Origin of the sequence: Roseobacter sp. (genome assembly GCF_024639605.1) — a bacterium.
Lineage (GTDB): Bacteria > Pseudomonadota > Alphaproteobacteria > Rhodobacterales > Rhodobacteraceae > Roseobacter.
Genome location: NZ_JAHEHZ010000072.1, coordinates 1 through 18737 on the forward strand (window position 1 = coordinate 1; position 18737 = coordinate 18737).

The following is an 18737-nucleotide window of genomic DNA, read 5'->3' on the forward strand; positions in this document are numbered from 1 at the left end:
TGCATCTGCACAATAAGGTGCTCATCCTGTCGCAGCTTCTTAATCCCGGGTTCATTCATGCAGGCGATGTGGCCCCGGTGAAATTCTCCTGCGGAGCGACAGCACCGATATGCTGATCCACCTGAAACCCGAGAGAGCTTCGCCGCCGCATCCGGCGATATTCCGCCGCGCGAGGCTTTTCGCGACGCCCCGGGCCCGTGTTGCCAATCCGACTGAGGAAAATCAGGTGCTGTGTCCTTCGCGTTTGACCGCGTCCCAGAGAGCGTCCATCTCCGCCAGATCGCTCTCGGCAGGCGTTTTGCCCATCGCGGCCAGCCGCGCTTCTACCCCTTCGAAGCGGCGGGTAAATTTGGCGTTGGCCGCGCGCAGGGCAGCTTCGGGATCAAGACCGAGGTGCCGGCCGAGATTGGCCATGACAAAAAGCAGATCGCCGAATTCCTCTTCGATTTCCGACTGGCTGAGGGTGTCGCGGGCCTCGACCAGTTCTGCGGCTTCTTCGCGGATCTTGTCGATCACCTCATCGGTGGAGGGCCAGTCAAACCCGACACGGGCCGCGCGCTTTTGCAGTTTGAGCGCCCGCAGGAGAGACGGCAAACCCACAGCCACCCCGTCGAGCGTGCCTTTCTGCGCCTCGCCCGCGCGTTCGGCGGCCTTAATTGTTTCCCAGTCGGCACTTTGCTGTTCGGCGCTTTTATCACGCGTCTCGTCGCCAAAGACATGTGGGTGCCGCGCGACCATCTTGTCGGAAATCGCCGTCACGACAGACTGAAAGCTGAAACGCCCTTCTTCCTCGCCCATCGCGGTGTGATAGACCGTCTGCAGCAACAGATCGCCAAGCTCGCCCTCAAGCTCATTCCAGGCGCGGCGTTCGATGGCATCAGCCACCTCATAGGCCTCCTCGATCGTGTAGGGCGCGATAGTGTCAAAGGTCTGCTCGATGTCCCAGGGGCAGCCCGTCTGCGGGTCGCGCAAACGCCTCATTATTTCCAGTAAACGGTCAATTCCGGCGTCCTTGTCGTGGATCAGATCATCTGGCATTGCAGCGCGCGCCTCTTCGGTGTCTGATGCACCTGACAAATAATTCTGCCAGGAGTCCACCCCATGCCCGTTGTGAACCGCATTGCCGATATGAGCGATGATATGACCGCCTGGCGGCGGCATCTGCACACCATTCCGGAGTTGGGTCTCGAGTGCCATCAGACGGCTGCTTTCGTGGCGGAACGGCTTCGGGAATTCGGTGTGGATGAGATGCATGAAGGTATTGCCACGACCGGTATCGTGGCGATCATCAACGGTCAGGGGGAGGGTCCCACCATCGGGCTGCGCGCGGATATGGATGCGCTGCCGATGAGCGAGGAAACCGGTCTTGAGTACGCGTCAAAGCACGAGGGCCGCATGCATGCCTGTGGCCATGACGGGCATACGGCAATGCTGTTGGGGGCGGCAAAATACCTGTCCGAGACACGCAATTTTTCCGGTCGCGTGGCGCTGATTTTTCAGCCCGCCGAAGAGTTCGGCGGCGGCGGCGAGGTCATGGTGCGGGAAGGCATCATGGACACCTTCGAGATCTCTCAGGTCTACGCCATCCATAACGCGCCCGGCAAAGATTTTGGCAGTTTCAACACCCGTCCGGGTCCGATCATGGCGGCGGCGGATACTTTTCACATTCACATAACGGGCAAGGGCGGGCATGCCGCGCGCCCGCACGATTCCATCGACCCCGTGGTGGCGGCCTGTTCGCTCGTGCAGGCGCTGCAGACAATTGTGAGCCGTAACCGTAATCCGCTGGACCAGCTGGTGATTTCAACGACGCAGATTCACACAGGCACCACGGATAACGTCATCCCGGAGACCTGCTATATCAACGGCACCGTGCGGACCTTCGACAAAGAGGTTCAGGCCATGGTCGTGCGGCGCATGGAAGAAATCGTGGCGGGGCAGGCCGCTACTTTCGGGCTCGAAGCGGAGCTGAAGATTGAATTTGGCTATCCGCCGACTGTGAATGATGCACAAAAGACGGTCTTTGCCAGCGAGGTTGCCGGTGAAGTGGCGGGCGAAGCGGGTGTGCATGAGACAAACCCGGTGATGGGTGCCGAGGATTTCTCCTATATGCTGGAAAAGCGCCCCGGTGCCTATCTGATGCTGGGCCAGGGCGACGGCGCGGGCGTGCATCATCCGAAATACAATTTCAACGACGATATCGCACCCATCGGGGCGTCGTTTTTCGTGCGCCTTGTCGAGCGCGCACAACCAGTGGCGGGCAGCTGACACATGGCACTTGAAGACGCGAAAACCGAGATCGATCACGCCTTTACCCGCGAGAATATGAAGGGCAACAGCTTTGAGCTGACCTTTGCCGGCGCCACATCCTTTTTGCGGCGCAAATACACCAAGGACCTTACCGGCGTGGATATCGCTGTCACAGGCGTGCCTTTTGACCAGGCGGTAACCAACCGCACGGGCACGCGTCTGGGGCCGCGAGCAATCCGCGAGGCTTCAGCGTTGCAGGCACCCGACGCGCCCTATGGCTGGGGTTTTGACGTGATGCAGGAGTTTGCCATCGCAGATTACGGCGATCTGGCGTTTGATTACGGCGATGTACCGTCCTTTCCTGGCCGGTTGACCGAGCATATCCGGGGCATTCTGAAACATAACGTGCCGACCGTGACCCTTGGTGGCGATCATTATATTACCTTTCCCGTTCTGAAGGCCTATGCCGAAAAATACGGGCCCGTCAGCCTGCTGCAGTTCGATGCGCATACGGATACATGGCCTGATGATGACATGGACCGGATAGATCACGGCACGATGTTCTATAAGGCGGTGAAATCCGGCATTGTCGATCCTGCAACTTCGGTTCAGGTCGGTATCCGCACCACCAACGAGGACACGCTCGGGGTAACGGTCATCGATGCGCGTGAGGTGCATGAGCAGGGGCCTCAGGCCACGGTCGCGCGGATCAAAGAAGTGCTGGGTGACCGGCCCGTCTATCTGACGTTTGACATTGATGCGCTCGATCCGGCCTTTGCGCCAGGCACCGGCACACCGGTCTGGGGCGGGCTGACTTCAGCACAGGCCTCGATCATGCTGCGCGATCTGGCGGGCATCAATATCGTCGGCGGGGATATCGTTGAGGTATCACCCCCCTTTGACACCACAGGCGCCACGGCGATTGCGGGGGCCCATGTGGCAACAGAGATCCTGTGCCTGCTGGGCTGGAAGATGCGGGGCGGCGCCTGATGGCTGAAAAGAACCAGCCGATCAGCGGCAATGACCTTGCACGGTTTTCCGGGCCCGGCAGTTTTATGCGTCTGCCGATGGTCAATGATCTCAAAGGGCTTGATGTGGCGGTGCTTGGCATTCCGATGGATATCGGGACGTCCTGGCGGTCGGGCACACGCTTCGGGCCCAAACAGGTGCGCGCTGAGAGTGCGATGATCCGGCCCTACAACATGGGCACCGGCGCGGCGCCCTTCGACAGTCTGCAGGTCGCGGATATCGGGGACCTGGCGATCAATACCTTTTCGCTCTCTGACAGTCTGCGGATCATCCAGGAGAGCTATGACGCGATCATGGACTATGACGTAATGCCGATGGCAATCGGGGGGGATCATTCGATCACGCTGCCAATCCTGCGGGCCATGCACAAACGTCACGGGCCTCTGGCACTGGTGCATGTGGATGCGCATGCGGATGTGAACGAGGACATGTTCGGGGAGCGCGAAACGCACGGCACGGTGTTCCGGCGTGCGTATGAAGAGGGGCTGATTGATCCCTCGAAAACCTATCAGGTGGGGCTGCGCGGATCGGGCTATACGGCGGATGATTTCAAAGAGGCCCAGGGCTGGGGGTTTCAGCAGTTTCCTGCGCGCGACCTGTGGCATCGCAGCCTGTCTTCACTGGGTGCTGAGATCCGGCGCGACATCGGCCCGGAGATGCCGGTATATGTGACGTATGATATAGACAGTCTGGATCCTGCTTATGCTCCGGGCACCGGCACACCGGAGATCGGCGGATTGACGACGCCACAGGCGATGGAACTGATTGCGGCGCTGAAGGGGCTGAACATCGTGGGCTGTGATCTGGTGGAAGTGTCGCCGCCCTATGACACTTCGGGCAACACGGCGCTGACGGGAGCAAATATCCTGTTCGAACTGCTGTGCGTTCTGCCCGGCGTTGCGTACCGGTGAGCCTGCGGGACGCTCCGCGGGGGATATTTTGGAGCCAGAGAAAGGCCGGGGGATGCGCATGATATTCGGGGGAGCTGTTTTACTGGTGCTGGCAGGCCTCGCCTGGGTGCGTCTGGCGCCGCATGACACAGCGCGATGGCACCAGCCGCTCCGTTATGATCAGAATACTGACTTTTCCGGCGGCGCTTTCCGGGTGGCTGAGGCCGGACCGGATGCCCTTCAGCGAGCGGATCAGCATATGCGGGCGCTTGATCGTACCGTTGTGCTGGCCGGGTCGGTGGAGGAGGGGCGGGTGACCTATGTTACGCGCTCAAAGGTTTTTGGATTTCCGGATTATACGACGATTGAGGTGCGTGACGGACATATCCGGGCCTGGGGCCGGCTGCGGTTCGGAACGTCAGATCTGGGCGTCAACCGGGACCGACTGGAGCAGATCCCGGTTTTTGCCAAGACCTGAAGAAAGGCAGCCCTGCTGCACTTCACGCCACATCGGCACGTTGAGCGACATCTGGCACTGTGCCATGAACATCCGCCCGTCGACCTGCAGGCAGATGGTTTCACCAAGTTCCACCCGGCCGCCGGAGCGGTCGGTGCAGTAGCATTCCACCGTTTTGCCGCCGGGCGATGTAACATCGGCAGTCGCGGGCAGGGCAGAACAGGCAAGGGCGAGCAACAGTCTTTTCATACCGCTATTTTACCATGTTCTGCCGCCTTGACCAATGGCTTTCAATATCGGATTGCAGGGACATGATCCCGAGAGACCGCCTTGAACAGTTAACCGCGCGCTTCCAGTATCTGGAGGCGGCGATGGCGGATGGTGCTCAGAGCGCCGATATCGTGCAGCTTGCGCGCGAGTATTCAGAACTGCGCCCGGTGGTGGCGCAGATCGCTGCATGGGATCAGCTCTGCCGTGATATGGAAGAGGCGCGCGAAATGCTGTCGGATCCGGATATGGCAGGTCTCGCGGCAGAAGAACTGCAGCGGCTTAAAACAGCCCTGCCGGCGGCTGAAGATGCTTTGCAGCGTGCGTTGCTGCCGCGCGATGCGGCGGATGCAAAACCCGCGATGCTGGAGATCAGGCCCGGCACCGGTGGCGATGAGGCCGCACTTTTTGCCGGTGATCTGATGCGCATGTATCAGCGGTATGCCGAGACCCGTGGCTGGGCATTTGAGGTGATTGAACTGCAGGAAACCGAGCTTGGTGGCGTTAAGGAGATGGTGGCACACGTCCGTGGCGACGGGGTTTTTGCGCGGCTGAAATATGAAAGCGGCGTGCACCGGGTGCAGCGCGTGCCGAGCACTGAAAGCGGCGGGCGCATTCACACTTCTGCGGCCACTGTCGCGGTGCTGCCGGAGGCGGAAGACGTGGACATATCCATTGAACCCGGTGACCTGAGAATTGACACCATGCGGTCTTCGGGTGCGGGTGGACAGCATGTGAATACCACCGATTCCGCCGTACGGATCACGCACTTACCGACCGGAATTGTGGTGACCAGTTCGGAAAAATCGCAGCACCGCAACCGTGACAGGGCGATGCAGGTGCTCAAAGCGCGGCTTTATGATCTGGAACGCACACGGGCGGACAGTGAACGGTCTGCGGACCGGGCAGCCCAGGTCGGCTCCGGCGACCGGTCAGAGCGGATCAGGACCTATAACTTTCCCCAGGGGAGGATGACCGATCACCGGATCAACCTCACGCTTTACCGGCTTGATGCGGTAATGCAGGGGGATCTCGACGAGATCATCGATGCGCTGACGGCGGACGCCCAGGCGCGGATGCTCGCGGAGATGGGGCAATGACCGCAGCCGAAGCCATGCTGGCCGCAATGGCGCGATTGCGCGCGGCCGGGGTGCCGGACCCTGCGCGGGATGCACGCATACTGCTGGCCCATGCCGCAAAGGTTGACGCGGCGCGTGTGACCCTGATTGCGCCGGAGGATATCGCGCCTGAGATTGCGGAACGCTATGATCAGCTCGTCGCACTCCGGGCAGTCCGGGTCCCGGTTTCGCAGCTCATCGGGGCGCGGGAATTTTACGGGCGGCGCTTTGAGATCAGCCGGGATGTGCTGGACCCGCGGCCCGAAACTGAAACCCTGATCGAGGCGGCCCTGGCGGAGCCGTTTTCCCGGGTTCTGGATCTGGGCACCGGGTCTGGCTGCATCCTTGTGAGCCTGCTTGCTGAGCGGGAAGCGGCCACCGGCACAGGTGTCGATCTGAGCGAGGCCGCCTGTCTGCAGGCCAGTCAGAATGCCGTTCAGCACGGGGTGGCTGACCGGGCAGATATCTTCCGCTCAGACTGGTTTGAAAATGTGGAGGGGCGGTTTGATCTGATCGTGTCCAACCCGCCCTATCTGGCGGCCTCGGAAATGGCCGGTGTGCAACCGGAACTGCGCGAGCATGAGCCGCGCATGGCGCTGACAGACGAACATGACGGTCTGAGCGTTTACCGGATTATTGCAGCACAGGCGCAGCAATATCTGAGCGCGCAGGGCCGCGTGCTGGTTGAAACCGGCTGGACACAGGGTGCTGCCGTGGCCGGTTTTTTCCGTGAAGAGGGTTGGGCAGAGGTGGCGATTCTGCCTGATCTGAACGGGCGCGACCGTGTCGTAAGGGCATCAAAACCCGGGTAAAATATCGCGGTATAACCCGAAAACCGGCTGAAATATGCCAAAATTCCGGAATACCCCTTGCGGCAGGGCGCGTGCCATGCTTATTCAAAGGAGTTGCGGCGGTGGATATGCTCCTTTGTGTGGTCCCGCCCGGCAGTATGCCCAACATATCGAATAACCGGATCTATCCTGGCGCGCGGCGCCACCGGCACAACGATCAACAGCACGAAGGCTGAGACAGCTTCATGAAATCATCGAGATCCCGGTCGCGCTCAAAGAGCAACCGTAACCGGTCGAATAACAACCAGGGCGGCAATGTCGTAAACCGCGTGTTCGACAGCTCCGGTCCTGAAGGAAAGGTCCGCGGCACACCGCAGCAGATCATCGAGAAATACAATCAGCTGGCCCGCGACGCGCAGCTGAGCAACGACCGGGTCGCCGCCGAAAACTTTCAGCAGCATGCAGAGCACTATACCCGCCTGCTCAGCGAGGCGCAGCGTGAGATTGACGCCCGCCGCGAAGAGCAGGAACGCCAGAACCGGGAGCGTCAGGCTGAACGGGATCGTGAGCGCGCAGAGCGTCAGGAACGTGAAGCCAGCCAGCCAGCCGAGCAGCAGCACAATCAACCCGCGAACACCCAGCATCAGGACGCGCCTGCGCCTGCCGGGGGAGACCAGGACAGCAATCTGGTCGAGACGCCGGAGAGCCAGCCAAAGCCGCGCCCGAAACGCGCGCCGCGCCGCAAGCCGAAGCCCCGCAATGAGGGTGGTGAGGGTGAGAGCAGTGGCGGTGACGCGCCTGAGGCCGCTGAATAATCTGCAGAAACCCGGATTGAGTAAGATTAAGCGAAGCCCTGCCACCCGGCGGGGCTTTTGCGTTCAGGGTGCCTCGATGATGCGGGCCAGAGCGCAGAACCCCTCCAGAGGGATCTGTTCGGCACGATCGGTGGGTCTGATCCCGGCCGCGTTCAGCCGGTCCTCGATATCAGGGGCGATGCCTTTCAGCGCGGCCCGAAGCATTTTACGGCGCTGGTTGAATGCGGCGGCGACCACGCGGGACAGTACCGCCGCATTCGCCGGATATCGCGGCTCTGGCAGCGCCTGCAGATGCACCACGCTGCTTGAGACTTTGGGCGGCGGGGTGAAAGCTTCGGGTGGCAGTTGCATTACGATCCGCGCATCCGCACGCCATTGCGCCAGGATCGCGAGCCTGCCCCAGGCCTTGCCCCCGGGCTGTGCCACGATCCGTTCGGCGACTTCGCGCTGAAACATCAGAGTCAGGCTTTCCCAGAACGGCGGCCAGTCAGGCGGTGTCAGCCAGCGCACCAGAAGTTCAGTTCCGACGTTATAGGGCAGGTTCGCCGCAACGCGCACCGGTGGTGTGAGTGATGCCAGCGGGTCGGTTTTCAGCGCGTCGCCTTCGATCACGGTCAGCCGTCCGGGGTATGCATCCGCGATCTCGGCAAGCGGTGGCAGGCAACGCGCGTCTTTCTCGATCGCCAGCACGTGCCGCGCCCCTTCGGCCAGCAGGCCGCGGGTCAGACCGCCGGGGCCGGGACCGATTTCCAGTACATCACAGGCGCTCAGATCACCCGCCTGGCGCGCGATTTTGGCCGTCAGGTTGAGATCAAGCAAAAAGTTCTGGCCCATGGATTTACGGGCCTGAAGGTCATGCGTCCGGATAACCTCCCGCAGGGGGGGCAGGGTGTCGATGGCGCTCATGATGAACCCGCCATGCGGTGGGCCATTTTAATCGCTTCACACATGCTGACCGGGCTGGCGATGCCTTTTCCGGCGATGTCAAAAGCGGTGCCGTGATCGGGTGAGGTGCGGATGAAGGGCAGGCCAAGGGTCACGTTCACGCCGCGGTCGAAATCCAGCGTCTTGATCGGGATCAGCGCCTGATCGTGGTACATGCACAGGGCGACGTCATATCCGGCACGCGCGGCGGGGTGAAACATCGTGTCCGCGGGCAGCGGCCCGGTGATATTCATACCGCCGGCCGCAAGCTCATCGATCAGTGCCGCGATCCAGTCGGTCTCCTCGCGGCCCATGGTTCCGCCTTCACCGGCATGCGGGTTCAGACCCGCGACGGCGATGCGCGGATTTGCGATGCCGAACCGGTTTTGCAGATCGGTGTGGGTGATGTCGATGGTGCTGCGCAGCAACGCGGGTGTCAGGGCGGCGGGGACATCTTTCAGGGCGATGTGAATGGTCACAGGCACGACGCGCAGTGCCTCAGAGGCCAGCATCATGACAGCCCGGCCACTGTCGCCGGCCAGCGCACCGAGATATTCTGTATGTCCCGGATACGAAAAGCCGGCGCCTTCGATCAGCGCCTTTTTGTTGATCGGTGCCGTGCAGAGGGCCGAGGCCTCGCCGGATTGCACCAGCCCGACGCATCGTTCTATTGCGTGGATTACACCCCGGGCGTTGGCAGCGTCGGGTGTGCCGGGCGTGGCGGGGCGGGCAAAGGTATGTGCAAGGACCGGCAGGGCGCGGGAACAGAGGCTTTCTGCTTCAGAGAGGGCGGTGATCTCTTCAAAGGGTGTGCCGGCGGGCAGGTGGCGCGGATCACCGACCCAGGCGAGGGGCACTTCGCCTCGCAGCATTGCCCAGGCTCCGGCCGCGACCTCCGGTCCGATCCCGGCCGGCTCGCCGCAGCTGATGACAACCGGTTTATCCGGCAAATTCATGGAAAGACGATACGGGCATCCGCACGCAACTGCGCCAGCAGGCTTTGTGCATATGTGTTGATCGTGCGCTCACGCAGCGCCGCCGCTGCATCCTCGCGGGCCACTTCCTCGTTGATCACCGACGTCCGTCCGCAGAGCATCAGAAAGACCAGCGTTTCGCCGCCTGAACGGGTCAGTGCGGTCGACACCTCGCCCGGATCCAGCTTGCTCAGCTCAATCGCGATATCCTGCGGGATTTCGCCGGGAGGCAGGCTCTGACGCTCGAGAATTTCCTCAGGCTTGCCTTTGGCCACGCCATAGAGGTCATCGCAGATATCGACCCGGGCGCGCAGCTTGCTCGCGGCATTCAGCCCCGCCTGGCTGCGACCCCCGGGCAGATAATAGGTGGCGTATTCTATCGCTGCATATTCCTCGACCGGGTCGCCGGTTTCTTCGATGTCACGCAGCTGAAAGAGGGCGACAGCATCCGGAATGGCGATCGGCGCGGTCACCTCTCCTGGCGCCAGTGCCAGCAGCAGCGGGCGCAATACGGGCGGCAGATTGCTCAGTTGCTGCCAGGGCAGTCTTCCGCCCTGATCGCGCGTGGCGGTTGCAGAATAGCGGCGGGCGTATTCGGAAAATTCCTCCGCCGAAGCGCTGGCCGCGATCTGGTCGGCGACGGCGTTGACCTCTTCGCGCTGTTCAGGCGGGGCGGGAATGATGATCTCGGAGACCAGAACGCGGATACCACCGGAATCGGTGGTCGATCCCAGCGCGCGGTCGATCTCGTCTTCGCTGATCTCCAGCCGGCGGCCAAAGCGTGCCGCGATCAGGTCGCGCCAGGTCACTCCGATGCTGATGAAATCCTCAAAGCTTTCGCGCGCAACGCCGGCCTCTTCCAGCCGGGAGACCATTTCTTCGCCTTCGAGATTGGCCCTTGCTGCGAATTCCGACATGCCCGCGGCCAGCCCTTCGGGCGTGATCTCAAGACCGGCGGCATCCACTGCCTGTTCGCGCAGGCGCTCGTCGATCAGCGTCTCGATTACCGCGTCCCGCGTGGCGCCCGGCGCATTGAGCAGGGTCAGAAACTGCAGCCGCTGTTCGATCTCGTATCCTGTGACGACGTCATCATTCACCAGAACGGCCGGTGCAAAGAGGTTCTGTGCGACCGCGGGCATACCTGCGCCCGCCGCCAGCACGGCAAACGCCGCAGCGGTGCCCAATCTTTTCAGTCTGCTCATATTGCCTAGCTTTTGCATGTTCTTGTGTATGTTTCCGTCCCCTTGCGGGCCGAGAAGCCGTTAAGGCCGATGTTTAACCCCAGAGTGGTCGATGGCTCAAGACTTGTCGAGGTGGTAAAGCGCCGGTCCACAGAGAAGTCAACCGACACGCATTCGTTGTTATAGCTTACGCCTGCGCCCGCCGTGACAGCACCATTGGCCGAGAAGTCGTAGCGCCAGTTGGCCCGGGTCGTCCAGTGACGGTCCACCCGGTAAAATCCATCAAGCAGTATTTCCGATACGTTGCCGACGGATCCGATTTCTTCGTCCTCATCGAGCCAGATGTAGGTCCCGCCGATCCGGCCCCGACCTGTGCTGTATTCGCCGCGGAATTCAGCTTTGGTAAAATCGAAGGCATCATTAAAGAGCGTGCGCGCCGTGATATCCCAACCGCCGGGCGTTTTGAACTGCCCGGCCAGCAACAGATCGGAACTCGTGCCCGTCAGGCCGGATGACACAGTAAAACTGTCATCCGCTTTGGCCCGCACCACCTGTCCCAGTGTCATCGAACTGTCCCAGCCCTGCGGATTGTAGCGCGACCAGTTAATCCCCCACGCCCCGACGGTGCCCCGTTCCCGACGATCTGCCTTGGGAAACCGGGATAAAGACAGAAGGTTGCCGCCGTCAAACTCGACCCGTGTGCTCTCCTCGTTGGGGATATCGAGGCGGTCGCCGCCGGTCCAGGCGATCTGCGCCACGGGCTCAAGCATATGCGACACACCGTCCTGAGAAGCCTTTGCAAGCGGATAGCGCAGCGCCAGTGCCGTGCGTGGGCTCAGCTGTGTCTGGTTCTGCGGTGTCGTGCTGTCCTGGGTGATGTTGAAGAGATCTGCGGAGAGCCCAAGGGTTGCATCTGCGCGCAACCCGCCTGGCAGCGTCCAGCCGCGCAGCCAGTCGGTATCGACGTTCACCCGCGAGACGTCGCGGCCGATGATATCTTCATCGGAATAGCGGAAATGGCTGTGCGCATTAGCGGTAAAGCGTAACTCGCCGCCGAAGGCCTGTGGAAAGTAGCGGGTTTCATAATAGAGATCCGCCACCACGGTCGGCAGTTCGGCATTCACGTCGCCGTCACGCAACGATTTATAATTGATCAGACCGGCCGAGATGAACTCGTCGCGTCGCGCCCGGCTGATCGTCAGCGCGCTGTCGAGACGGTCTTTGCCGGAATAGCCGTAATTCTCGAGATAGGCGTCATCCGAGGTCAGCTCGACATCGAAGGTCAGGCGGAAATCATCCGGCAGCTCGAAATTACCGGTGCCAAAAAGATAGCCGCGGGTTTCGCCGGGGCGTTCGTCATCCCGGCTTCCGGCTGTCTCAAGATCGATCCGACCGTTCACAAAGGCCTGGCGATACCGCAGCTCCAGTGTCCGGGTGCGCGCGGAAACATAAGGCGTGACGGTAATGTCGCGATGCGGGTCGATCGCGATAAAGTAGGGGATCTTGATCCCTGTCGCGAGTTCGCTGGTTGTACGCAGCGAGGGTATAAGAAAGCCGGTCGTGCGCTCGACGGTCGGGTCGGGCAGACGCAGACGCGGAAAGTAAGCCACGGGAATGTTTCTGATCCGGAACTGCGCCTGGTCAAAATAGATCTGGCGTTCTTCGCGGTCGTGGATCACCCGTTTTGCGCGGATCTGCCAGAGCGGCGGTTTGCCGTCTTCGCAGATTCTGCATGATGTCACGGTGGTTTTGTAAAGCTGGTCATAGCGGGGCGTCACCCGCTGCATCCGAACGGCGGCAAGCTGCAGTTGCTGGTTCATCACTAGGCGCGCGCTGCTCAGCAGGCCGGTGCGCAGGTTTTCATTCAGACTGGCCGCAGACGCGAGGATCGTCGTGCGTCCGCCGTCTGTGATGGCGATCGGTCCTCTGATCTCGAGCGATCCCGCGCTTCGGTCATAGCGGATTTCGCTGGCAGTGATGCGGGTCGTGCCCTGAAAGGCTTCGACATTGCCGCGGGCGACCAGCACGCGGTCTTCGCGGATGAGCAGCTCATCCGCGATCAGGACCGTGGGAGGATTATCAGTCGCGGTCTGCTGTGCGGTTGCCGGGCAGGAAAACACCAGGAGGAAAGCCAAAGCTGCAAGGCGGCTCAGCATATCAGCCATCCTCCGCATGCAGCAAAAGCCCGAGTGCGAGCATGACAGAGGCGACAGGTGGCGCCCAGGCTGCCAGATAAACCGGGATCTGGCCATTCTCGCCCAGGATCTGCGCAAAACTGCGGATAAAGTAGAGGCCGAAGCCCAGAAGTACGGCGGCAAGCACCGCCAGACCGGTGCCGCCAAAGCGCGTGTGGCGCATTGTAAAGGCGCTGGCGACCAGAACCATCGACATCAGAAAGAGCGGGCGTGCCAGCTCGGACTGCAGCCAGACGCGGTGCTGGCGCGAGGAGAACCCGGCCTGATCAAGCTGCCTGATGAAATCCGGCAGCGCCCAGATTGAAATGGAGCCGGGGCGTCCGAAGCTTTCCCTGATCTGCTCGAGGGTCAGCGTCGAGGGGATACGCAGCCGTTCGTGTGTGACGGAAGTGGCTTCGGCGTTAACACCGGGTGCGAGCGGCCATTCCTTTGCATTCGTCAGCATCCACGCGCCTTCTTCGAGGGCAGCACTTTGCGCGGCAACGCGCCGGCGCGGGCCGGTCCCGGGTTCATATTCCAGAAAAGTCACGTCATAGAGTACGGAAGCGTCCTGATTGGAGCGCCACGCCCGGATCACCGTCTGGCCGGTCTCGCCGCCCTGTCGCAGCCAGAGCCCCTCGCTGGAAATCGACAACGTAGAGGCACCGCCGCTCCGGTAGCTTTCTGTAAGCTGGCTGTACTTCGAAGATGTGCCGGCGACGATCGGGTTGAGCATGGTCACCGCAAACGCGCCGATCAGCATCGCAACCGCCACCGGTGCCATCAGCGCGCTGAGCGCGGACCGCCCGGCCGCACGGGTCGCGACCAGCTCGGAGGTGCGCGCGAAATTCACAAAAAGAACGATGGTCGCAAGGATCATGATCAGCGGCAGGATCTGGTTCACCGTTTCAGGTGCGTTGAGCAGTGTCAGCCCGACAAGCTGTCCGAATGAGACACCGAGGTCACCGAACTTTCGGGTCTGATCCACCAGATCCACGAGGGCCACGAGCGAATAGAGGATCATCGTGATGATCAGGAAACTCCAGATGAAGCGGCGGGCGAAGTAATAGTGCAAAATCATGCCGCCACCCCGCTGAACCGGCGCCTGATCCATCGCGGACGTGCCGCATACCAGAGCATTGCGAGCGCCAGTACCGCGCCGGTAAGAGAGGGCACATAGAGTACCGGCCACATATCCGGGTCACTGCGGACCGGATCGACCAGTGTGCTGCGTGCCCCGTCAAGCGCGACCAGCAGCAAAAAGGCGATAAAGGCCTCGCGCCAGATGCCAAAGCGCGAAAAGCCCCCGACCAGCAATGTGCTGAAGCCTATCATCGCGGCCACAACGCAAAAGAACGGCTCCGCAAAACGGGAGTGAAACTCTTCAGCCAGAGTGCCGGGGCTCTGACCTGTCTGCTCCGCAAGCAGATCAAAGGGCATGAACAGTTCCGGTGTCGTCAGGGTCCTCGCGCTGCGCCGGCCCTGGGCGTCATTGCTCACCAGGCTGGTGATGTCGAATGAGAAATCCCGGAAATTTGCCGTGGCCAGGCGCCGGTCGTCATTGGTCAGACGCTGCGCCATCCCGTCAACCATAATAAGCGTGGTGCGGTTGTCACTGCGGATCAGATAGGCTTCCTGCGCTGTGTACATCACACCTTCCTGCGGGTCGCGCCGGTCTGACAGAAAAACATCCCTCAGCACCCCGTCCGCGTCGATCGCGCGGGTGTAAAACGTGACCCCGCGTGTCGGATTGAGAAAGGTGCCCTCGGTCAGCAGCCTTGCCGTGACGTTCTGTGAAATTTCGGCTTCGCGCTGATTAAGCTGTTGCTGGGCCATCGGGACGAGGAAATGATGCAGCACCGATGCCATCAGAAATACGATGATCCCGTAATACAACACCGGCCGCGCGAGGCGGAACGGGCCGGAGCCTGTGGCCTGCATGACCGTCAGTTCGCTTTCATTGCTCAGCCGGTTGGTGACATAGACGGCGGCACAGAAAGTGGCGATGGGGATCACGGTTGTGATCAGTTTTGGCAGGCCCAGAGCGGTAAATTCGAGAAAGATAAACGCCGATTGCCCGTCGCTGATCAGCCGGTCAAACAGGATAACTGCGCGGTTGATCCAGAACACAGCCACCAGAACGAGCGCAAAAAAACCAAACAGGATCAGCAGTTGCGACAGGATATATCTGTCGATTCTGACCACCCGAACACCTTTCAGTTTTTTTGCCTGTGTTTTTTTCAGAATAGACCAGAATGTGCGGCGGTAAAACTGCTATCTGGTCTTCGGCCTTCAGCCGCGCTAGGTCGATGCAGGAATGTAATCCCAGGAGGCCCGATCCATGACCACGCCGACCCCCGTGACATTTACCGAAACCGATATTGAGAAGCTGGCAGGACACGAGGGCCGCGTCGCCATCATCGTGGATACGGAAGGCAAAACAGATGCGGCGGGGCGCCGGGTCAACCGTCTGAGCAAAGGCGCGCTGAACCGCGCGCTTGAAGCGCGCGCTGAGAAAGATCTCAAACCCGGCAAGGTGTTTACGCTGGCCTGGCCTGCGGGCATGAAGGCGGAGGCGGTGGATGTGCTTTGTCTGCCGCGCCGGTCAGGAGACATCGTGGCGCGCAAGGGGGGCGCTGTTCTCGGCCGTCTGCGCGGCAAGGCGGATCTGTTGCTGGCTGCCGGGCGGGCGAGGCGTGTGGCCCATGTGGTCTCGGGTGCTGTGCTGCGGGACTATGACTTCAACGTGCACAAAACGGGCGCGGAGGCAGCAAAAGGCACCATCAAAGTGATGTGCAGTGATCCGGAGGCCGCCAAAGAGGCCGCAGCACCGCATCTGGCGCTGGCTGACGGGTGCTTTTTCGCCCGCGATCTGGTCAATGAACCCGCCAATATTCTGACCACCACCGAATTCGCCAACCGGCTGGTCGATATGGAAAAACTGGGTCTGTCGGTGGAGGTGCTGGAAGAAGACAAGCTTGAGGAACTGGGCATGCGTACCCTGCTGGCGGTCGGTCAGGGCTCGTCGAGCCCCTCAAAAGTGGTGGTGATGCAGTGGAACGGAGGCGCCGAAGGCGAAGCCCCGCTGGCGCTCGTCGGGAAGGGCGTGGTTTTTGATACCGGTGGTATCAGCCTGAAACCCGCCGCCGGTATGGAGGACATGACCATGGACATGGGCGGCGCCGGAACGGTCGCCGGTGTGATGCGTGCGCTGGCACTGCGCGGTGCCAAAGCAAATGTCGTCGGGCTGGTCGGACTGGTGGAAAACATGCCTTCGGGCACGGCGATCCGCCCCGGCGATGTGGTGAAATCCATGAAGGGCGATACTGTCGAGATCCTGAATACCGACGCCGAAGGCCGCCTCGTGCTCTGCGATGTCATGTGGTACGCGCAGGAACGGTTTGAACCGGCCGGTATGATCGATCTGGCAACTCTGACCGGTGCGATCATCATCGGTCTTGGCCATGAAAATGCCGGTGTCTTCTCCAACGACGACACGCTGTGCAACCGTTTCCTCAAAGCCGCGGAGGCCGAGGGCGAGGGTGCCTGGCGGATGCCGCTGGGCGAGGCTTACGACGATATGCTGAAATCCCCCGTTGCGGATATGAAAAACATCGGGGGCCGTCCGGCGGGCTCAATCACCGCGGCGCAGTATCTGCTGCGCTTCGTCAAAGAGGGTGTGCCGTGGATCCATCTGGATATTGCCGGTGTCGCCTCGGTGAAATCCGAAACGCCCCTGGCCCCCAAAGGTGCGACCGGCTGGGGCGTGCGGGCGCTGGACCGGCTTGTGGCGGATCATTTCGAGACGGAATAACCGCTGTGGGCATGGCGATGTTCTACCACCTGACGCGGCGCCCGATGGAGGATACGCTTGCGATGCTGCTGGGAAAAGCGGCGGGGGCCGGGTGGAAAGTTGCTGTGCGCGGCACTGACCGGGCGCGGCTGGAGTGGCTTGATATGAAGCTCTGGCAGGGTCCGGCAGATGGGTTTCCGGCCCATGGTCTGGCCGGCGGTGCGCATGATGCGGCGCAGCCGGTTCTGCTGACAACCCAGGAGGGGCCGGCGGCAAATGGCGCGCACTGTGTCATGAGCATCGACGGGGCGCCGGTGACACCCCGCGAAGTGTCGGATCTTGAGAGGGTTTGCGTGCTTTTTGACGGCAATGACCCGCAGGCGCTGGACGTGGCGCGCGCACAGTGGAAAGAGCTGAAAGACGCCGGCGTTCCTGCGCAATACTGGTCCGAGGAATCGGGAAGCTGGGAAAAGAAAGCCGAAACCTGATCAGCGTGTCAGGGTCAGCTCTCCGCCCTCGATCTCAATCCGGCCCCAGCGTTGCAGATAGGTCATGCCAAGCAGTGACTGTGACATTTCTCCGCCGTTTACTGTGGCGGGCAGGTTGCGGTCGGTGACTGCGCCGAGGGTGACACTCTCCAGCCAGACCGGTGCTGTGCGCACCTCGCCGTTGGCCGTCATCGCCCGGCCGGTATAGTTAAGCGCCTGCGGATCGAGGCCCGCGCGGCGCGCGTCATCCTGTGTCAGCACCATTTCGGTGGCGCCGGTGTCGAGCACAAAGAGCGTGGACGCCCCGTTCACATCCGCCCGGATATAGTAGTGGCCGTCGGGGCTGCGCGGCACGACAATCTGGCCGGTCTCTGCAAAGCTGACCTGTTGCGGCATGACCGTCTGGCGGATGTCTCCCCAGAGACCGTAGATCGCGACCACGCCGAAAAAGATCAGCACCCAGACGGCTGCCGACTGAAGGGTTTTGTTCAGCGACATGCGGTTCTGCGCGACGAAAAATCCTGCGATCATCAGACCAAGGAGCACCAGATAGATAAGTCTGCCGATATCATCGCCCTGCACGGGATATCCTTTGCGTTGTTACCGCGCCGATATAGGAAGCCGTGCGCGCGATGTCAGCCCGCGCCGGGGCCAAAGCCGAATGCCGAGAGCCCGTCGAGCACGAACTGAACCGAAAGTGCCGCGAGCAGCATGCCCAGAAGCCTGGTGACGACGGTGATACCGGTTTTGCCGAGCGCGCGTTCAATCAGCCCGCTGGCCATGAAAAAGGCCACAACAATGACCATCACAAGGCCGGTTGCGCCAAGCACCATGACGGTGCCCTCAATCCCCGGCCGCTGGCCCATGAGCAGGATCACCGATGCGATGGCGCCTGGTCCGGCTATCAGCGGGATGGCGAGGGGAAAGACTGAAGGATCCTCGTGGTCGTCCCCGTCCGAGCGGTCCTCGCGCCTCTTGGTGCGCCGCTCAAAGAGCATATCAAGTGCCGTCAGAAACAGCAGGATGCCACCGGCGACGCGAAAGGCCGGCATCGAGATCCCAATGAAATTCAGCAGCGCCTCGCCAAAGGCCGCAAAGGCCAGCAGAATGAGAACACCGACAAATGTCGCGCGAAAAGCAATGCGCCGACGCAGGGTAGACGACATGCCCTGGGTGAGCGCCACGAAAAGCGGCGCCAGCCCGATGGGATCGATCACCACAAACATGGTGACGAAGGCGGTGATCATAAAGGCAGTATCAGGTATCATTTATCGTCCTACCCGGGGGTTGCCCCGGAGCCTGATGTGATTGCAGGCAAAGGTCTCAGTGGTCGGGCCCGGCGGTTTCAAGGTTTTCCAGAGCGGTCATCCAGAGTGTTTCAGCTCGTTCGAGTGCTTCCATCACTTCGGCGTATTTCTTGTTCCAGACTTCCAGTTCGCCGCCCTTGGCGTCTTCGTAAAGTGCAGGGTCGGCCAGTTTGCCGGCAAGCCTGTCGCGCATTTCGTTCAGCTTTTCGACCCGGGCTTCGGATTTGCGCACCTCTGATCTGAGGGCCAGGATTTCGTCCCGGCTGGCGCGACGGGCCT

19 protein-coding genes and 1 pseudogene are annotated in these 18737 nt (G+C 61.4%); 9 read left to right on the forward strand and 11 right to left on the reverse strand.

What is annotated here, in order from left to right:
• Window positions 1-222 precede the first annotated feature (222 nt).
• Entirely contained in the window at window positions 223-1038 is an 816-nt protein-coding gene (gene mazG, locus Q0M35_RS10855) for a nucleoside triphosphate pyrophosphohydrolase (protein WP_295315061.1), read from the reverse strand.
• A gap of 63 nt (window positions 1039-1101) precedes the next feature.
• On the opposite strand from mazG, the gene Q0M35_RS10860 reads away from it, so the two are divergent.
• Genes Q0M35_RS10860 through Q0M35_RS10875 form a run of 4 tightly spaced genes read left to right on the forward strand, consistent with a single transcriptional unit; the run spans window position 1102 to window position 4647 of the window.
• Window positions 1102-2268 (forward strand): M20 aminoacylase family protein, encoded by a 1167-nt coding sequence (locus tag Q0M35_RS10860; protein ID WP_295315063.1) that lies wholly within the window; start codon window positions 1102-1104, stop codon window positions 2266-2268.
• 3 nt (window positions 2269-2271) lie between these two features.
• Window positions 2272-3240, forward strand: a complete 969-nt coding sequence (gene speB / locus Q0M35_RS10865) for an agmatinase (RefSeq protein ID WP_295315065.1) — start codon at window positions 2272-2274, stop codon at window positions 3238-3240.
• Complete coding sequence (speB, locus tag Q0M35_RS10870) at window positions 3240-4190, forward strand: agmatinase (protein ID WP_295315067.1); 951 nt, start codon at window positions 3240-3242, stop codon at window positions 4188-4190. Before speB (Q0M35_RS10865) ends, speB (Q0M35_RS10870) begins: the two co-directional genes overlap by 1 nt.
• Window positions 4191-4248: 58 nt before the next feature.
• Complete coding sequence (locus Q0M35_RS10875) at window positions 4249-4647, forward strand: DUF1499 domain-containing protein (protein ID WP_366519657.1); 399 nt, start codon at window positions 4249-4251, stop codon at window positions 4645-4647.
• Here the strand turns inward: Q0M35_RS10875 and Q0M35_RS10880 are convergent.
• Complete coding sequence (locus Q0M35_RS10880; RefSeq protein WP_295315071.1) at window positions 4588-4875, reverse strand: hypothetical protein; 288 nt, start codon at window positions 4873-4875, stop codon at window positions 4588-4590. The two genes, Q0M35_RS10875 and Q0M35_RS10880, sit on opposite strands and share 60 nt — an antisense overlap.
• Before the next feature lie 62 nt (window positions 4876-4937).
• Between Q0M35_RS10880 and prfA the strand changes: the two genes are divergently transcribed.
• The 3 genes from prfA (at window position 4938) to Q0M35_RS10895 (ending at window position 7617) form a co-directional block, all read left to right on the forward strand.
• Window positions 4938-5993: a peptide chain release factor 1 gene (gene prfA / locus Q0M35_RS10885; protein ID WP_295315073.1), complete on the forward strand. Its 1056-nt coding sequence runs from the start codon at window positions 4938-4940 to the stop codon at window positions 5991-5993.
• A complete protein-coding gene (prmC, locus tag Q0M35_RS10890; protein ID WP_295315076.1) occupies window positions 5990-6823 on the forward strand; it encodes a peptide chain release factor N(5)-glutamine methyltransferase in 834 nt (277 codons plus the stop codon). The genes prfA and prmC overlap by 4 nt, the downstream gene beginning before the upstream one ends.
• A gap of 224 nt (window positions 6824-7047) precedes the next feature.
• Complete coding sequence (locus Q0M35_RS10895; RefSeq protein WP_295315078.1) at window positions 7048-7617, forward strand: DUF4167 domain-containing protein; 570 nt, start codon at window positions 7048-7050, stop codon at window positions 7615-7617.
• Window positions 7618-7680: 63 nt separating this feature from the next.
• Here the strand turns inward: Q0M35_RS10895 and rsmA are convergent, their stop codons facing one another.
• From rsmA to lptF, 6 genes are read right to left on the reverse strand one after another with little or no spacing between them, the layout of a single operon-like run.
• A complete protein-coding gene (gene rsmA / locus Q0M35_RS10900) occupies window positions 7681-8523 on the reverse strand; it encodes a 16S rRNA (adenine(1518)-N(6)/adenine(1519)-N(6))-dimethyltransferase RsmA (RefSeq protein ID WP_295315080.1) in 843 nt (280 codons plus the stop codon).
• Window positions 8520-9497, reverse strand: a complete 978-nt coding sequence (pdxA, locus tag Q0M35_RS10905) for a 4-hydroxythreonine-4-phosphate dehydrogenase PdxA (protein ID WP_295315082.1) — start codon at window positions 9495-9497, stop codon at window positions 8520-8522. The genes rsmA and pdxA overlap by 4 nt, the downstream gene beginning before the upstream one ends.
• Entirely contained in the window at window positions 9494-10717 is a 1224-nt protein-coding gene (locus tag Q0M35_RS10910; RefSeq protein ID WP_295315084.1) for a peptidylprolyl isomerase, read from the reverse strand. The genes pdxA and Q0M35_RS10910 overlap by 4 nt, the downstream gene beginning before the upstream one ends.
• 5 nt (window positions 10718-10722) lie before the next feature.
• Window positions 10723-12861 carry an LPS assembly protein LptD gene (lptD, locus tag Q0M35_RS10915; protein ID WP_295315086.1) on the reverse strand — a complete coding sequence of 713 codons (2139 nt, stop codon included), beginning with the start codon at window positions 12859-12861 and terminating at the stop codon, window positions 10723-10725.
• Window positions 12854-13951 carry an LPS export ABC transporter permease LptG gene (gene lptG / locus Q0M35_RS10920; protein WP_295315088.1) on the reverse strand — a complete coding sequence of 366 codons (1098 nt, stop codon included), beginning with the start codon at window positions 13949-13951 and terminating at the stop codon, window positions 12854-12856. The genes lptD and lptG overlap by 8 nt, the downstream gene beginning before the upstream one ends.
• On the reverse strand, window positions 13948-15075 hold the full coding sequence (lptF, locus tag Q0M35_RS10925; protein ID WP_295315090.1) for an LPS export ABC transporter permease LptF: 1128 nt from the start codon (window positions 15073-15075) through the stop codon (window positions 13948-13950). Before lptF ends, lptG begins: the two co-directional genes overlap by 4 nt.
• A 136-nt stretch (window positions 15076-15211) precedes the next feature.
• On the opposite strand from lptF, the gene Q0M35_RS10930 reads away from it, so the two are divergent.
• Both Q0M35_RS10930 and Q0M35_RS10935 read left to right on the forward strand, forming a co-directional pair.
• The gene (locus Q0M35_RS10930; protein ID WP_295315093.1) at window positions 15212-16684 is read left to right on the forward strand and encodes a leucyl aminopeptidase; all 1473 of its coding nucleotides are present in this window, start codon (window positions 15212-15214) and stop codon (window positions 16682-16684) included.
• A 5-nt stretch (window positions 16685-16689) separates the two neighbouring features.
• Entirely contained in the window at window positions 16690-17151 is a 462-nt protein-coding gene (locus Q0M35_RS10935) for a DNA polymerase III subunit chi (RefSeq protein ID WP_295315095.1), read from the forward strand.
• Here the strand turns inward: Q0M35_RS10935 and Q0M35_RS10940 are convergent, their stop codons facing one another.
• From Q0M35_RS10940 to Q0M35_RS10950, 3 genes and pseudogenes are all read right to left on the reverse strand, one after another.
• Window positions 17152-17733, reverse strand: coding sequence for a TIGR02281 family clan AA aspartic protease (locus Q0M35_RS10940; protein WP_295315097.1), 582 nt, complete (start codon window positions 17731-17733; stop codon window positions 17152-17154).
• 53 nt (window positions 17734-17786) lie between these two features.
• A complete protein-coding gene (locus Q0M35_RS10945; RefSeq protein ID WP_295315099.1) occupies window positions 17787-18419 on the reverse strand; it encodes a MarC family protein in 633 nt (210 codons plus the stop codon).
• Between the two features lie 55 nt (window positions 18420-18474).
• Window positions 18475-18737: pseudogene (locus Q0M35_RS10950) on the reverse strand (ABC transporter ATP-binding protein); the annotation flags it as partial.

Bases quoted from the DNA above. Each gene is read 5' to 3' on its own strand.
- mazG (WP_295315061.1), bottom strand. From the start codon at position 1,038: ATGCCAGATGATCTGATCCACGACAAGGACGCCGGAATTGACCGTTTA.
- Q0M35_RS10860 (WP_295315063.1), top strand. From the start codon at position 1,102: ATGCCCGTTGTGAACCGCATTGCCGATATGAGCGATGATATGACCGCC.
- speB (WP_295315065.1), top strand. From the start codon at position 2,272: ATGGCACTTGAAGACGCGAAAACCGAGATCGATCACGCCTTTACCCGC.
- speB (WP_295315067.1), top strand. From the start codon at position 3,240: ATGGCTGAAAAGAACCAGCCGATCAGCGGCAATGACCTTGCACGGTTT.
- Q0M35_RS10875 (WP_366519657.1), top strand. From the start codon at position 4,249: ATGATATTCGGGGGAGCTGTTTTACTGGTGCTGGCAGGCCTCGCCTGG.
- Q0M35_RS10880 (WP_295315071.1), bottom strand. From the start codon at position 4,875: ATGAAAAGACTGTTGCTCGCCCTTGCCTGTTCTGCCCTGCCCGCGACT.
- prfA (WP_295315073.1), top strand. From the start codon at position 4,938: ATGATCCCGAGAGACCGCCTTGAACAGTTAACCGCGCGCTTCCAGTAT.
- prmC (WP_295315076.1), top strand. From the start codon at position 5,990: ATGACCGCAGCCGAAGCCATGCTGGCCGCAATGGCGCGATTGCGCGCG.
- Q0M35_RS10895 (WP_295315078.1), top strand. From the start codon at position 7,048: ATGAAATCATCGAGATCCCGGTCGCGCTCAAAGAGCAACCGTAACCGG.
- rsmA (WP_295315080.1), bottom strand. From the start codon at position 8,523: ATGAGCGCCATCGACACCCTGCCCCCCCTGCGGGAGGTTATCCGGACG.
- pdxA (WP_295315082.1), bottom strand. From the start codon at position 9,497: ATGAATTTGCCGGATAAACCGGTTGTCATCAGCTGCGGCGAGCCGGCC.
- Q0M35_RS10910 (WP_295315084.1), bottom strand. From the start codon at position 10,717: ATGAGCAGACTGAAAAGATTGGGCACCGCTGCGGCGTTTGCCGTGCTG.
- lptD (WP_295315086.1), bottom strand. From the start codon at position 12,861: ATGGCTGATATGCTGAGCCGCCTTGCAGCTTTGGCTTTCCTCCTGGTG.
- lptG (WP_295315088.1), bottom strand. From the start codon at position 13,951: ATGATTTTGCACTATTACTTCGCCCGCCGCTTCATCTGGAGTTTCCTG.
- Q0M35_RS10930 (WP_295315093.1), top strand. From the start codon at position 15,212: ATGACCACGCCGACCCCCGTGACATTTACCGAAACCGATATTGAGAAG.
- Q0M35_RS10945 (WP_295315099.1), bottom strand. From the start codon at position 18,419: ATGATACCTGATACTGCCTTTATGATCACCGCCTTCGTCACCATGTTT.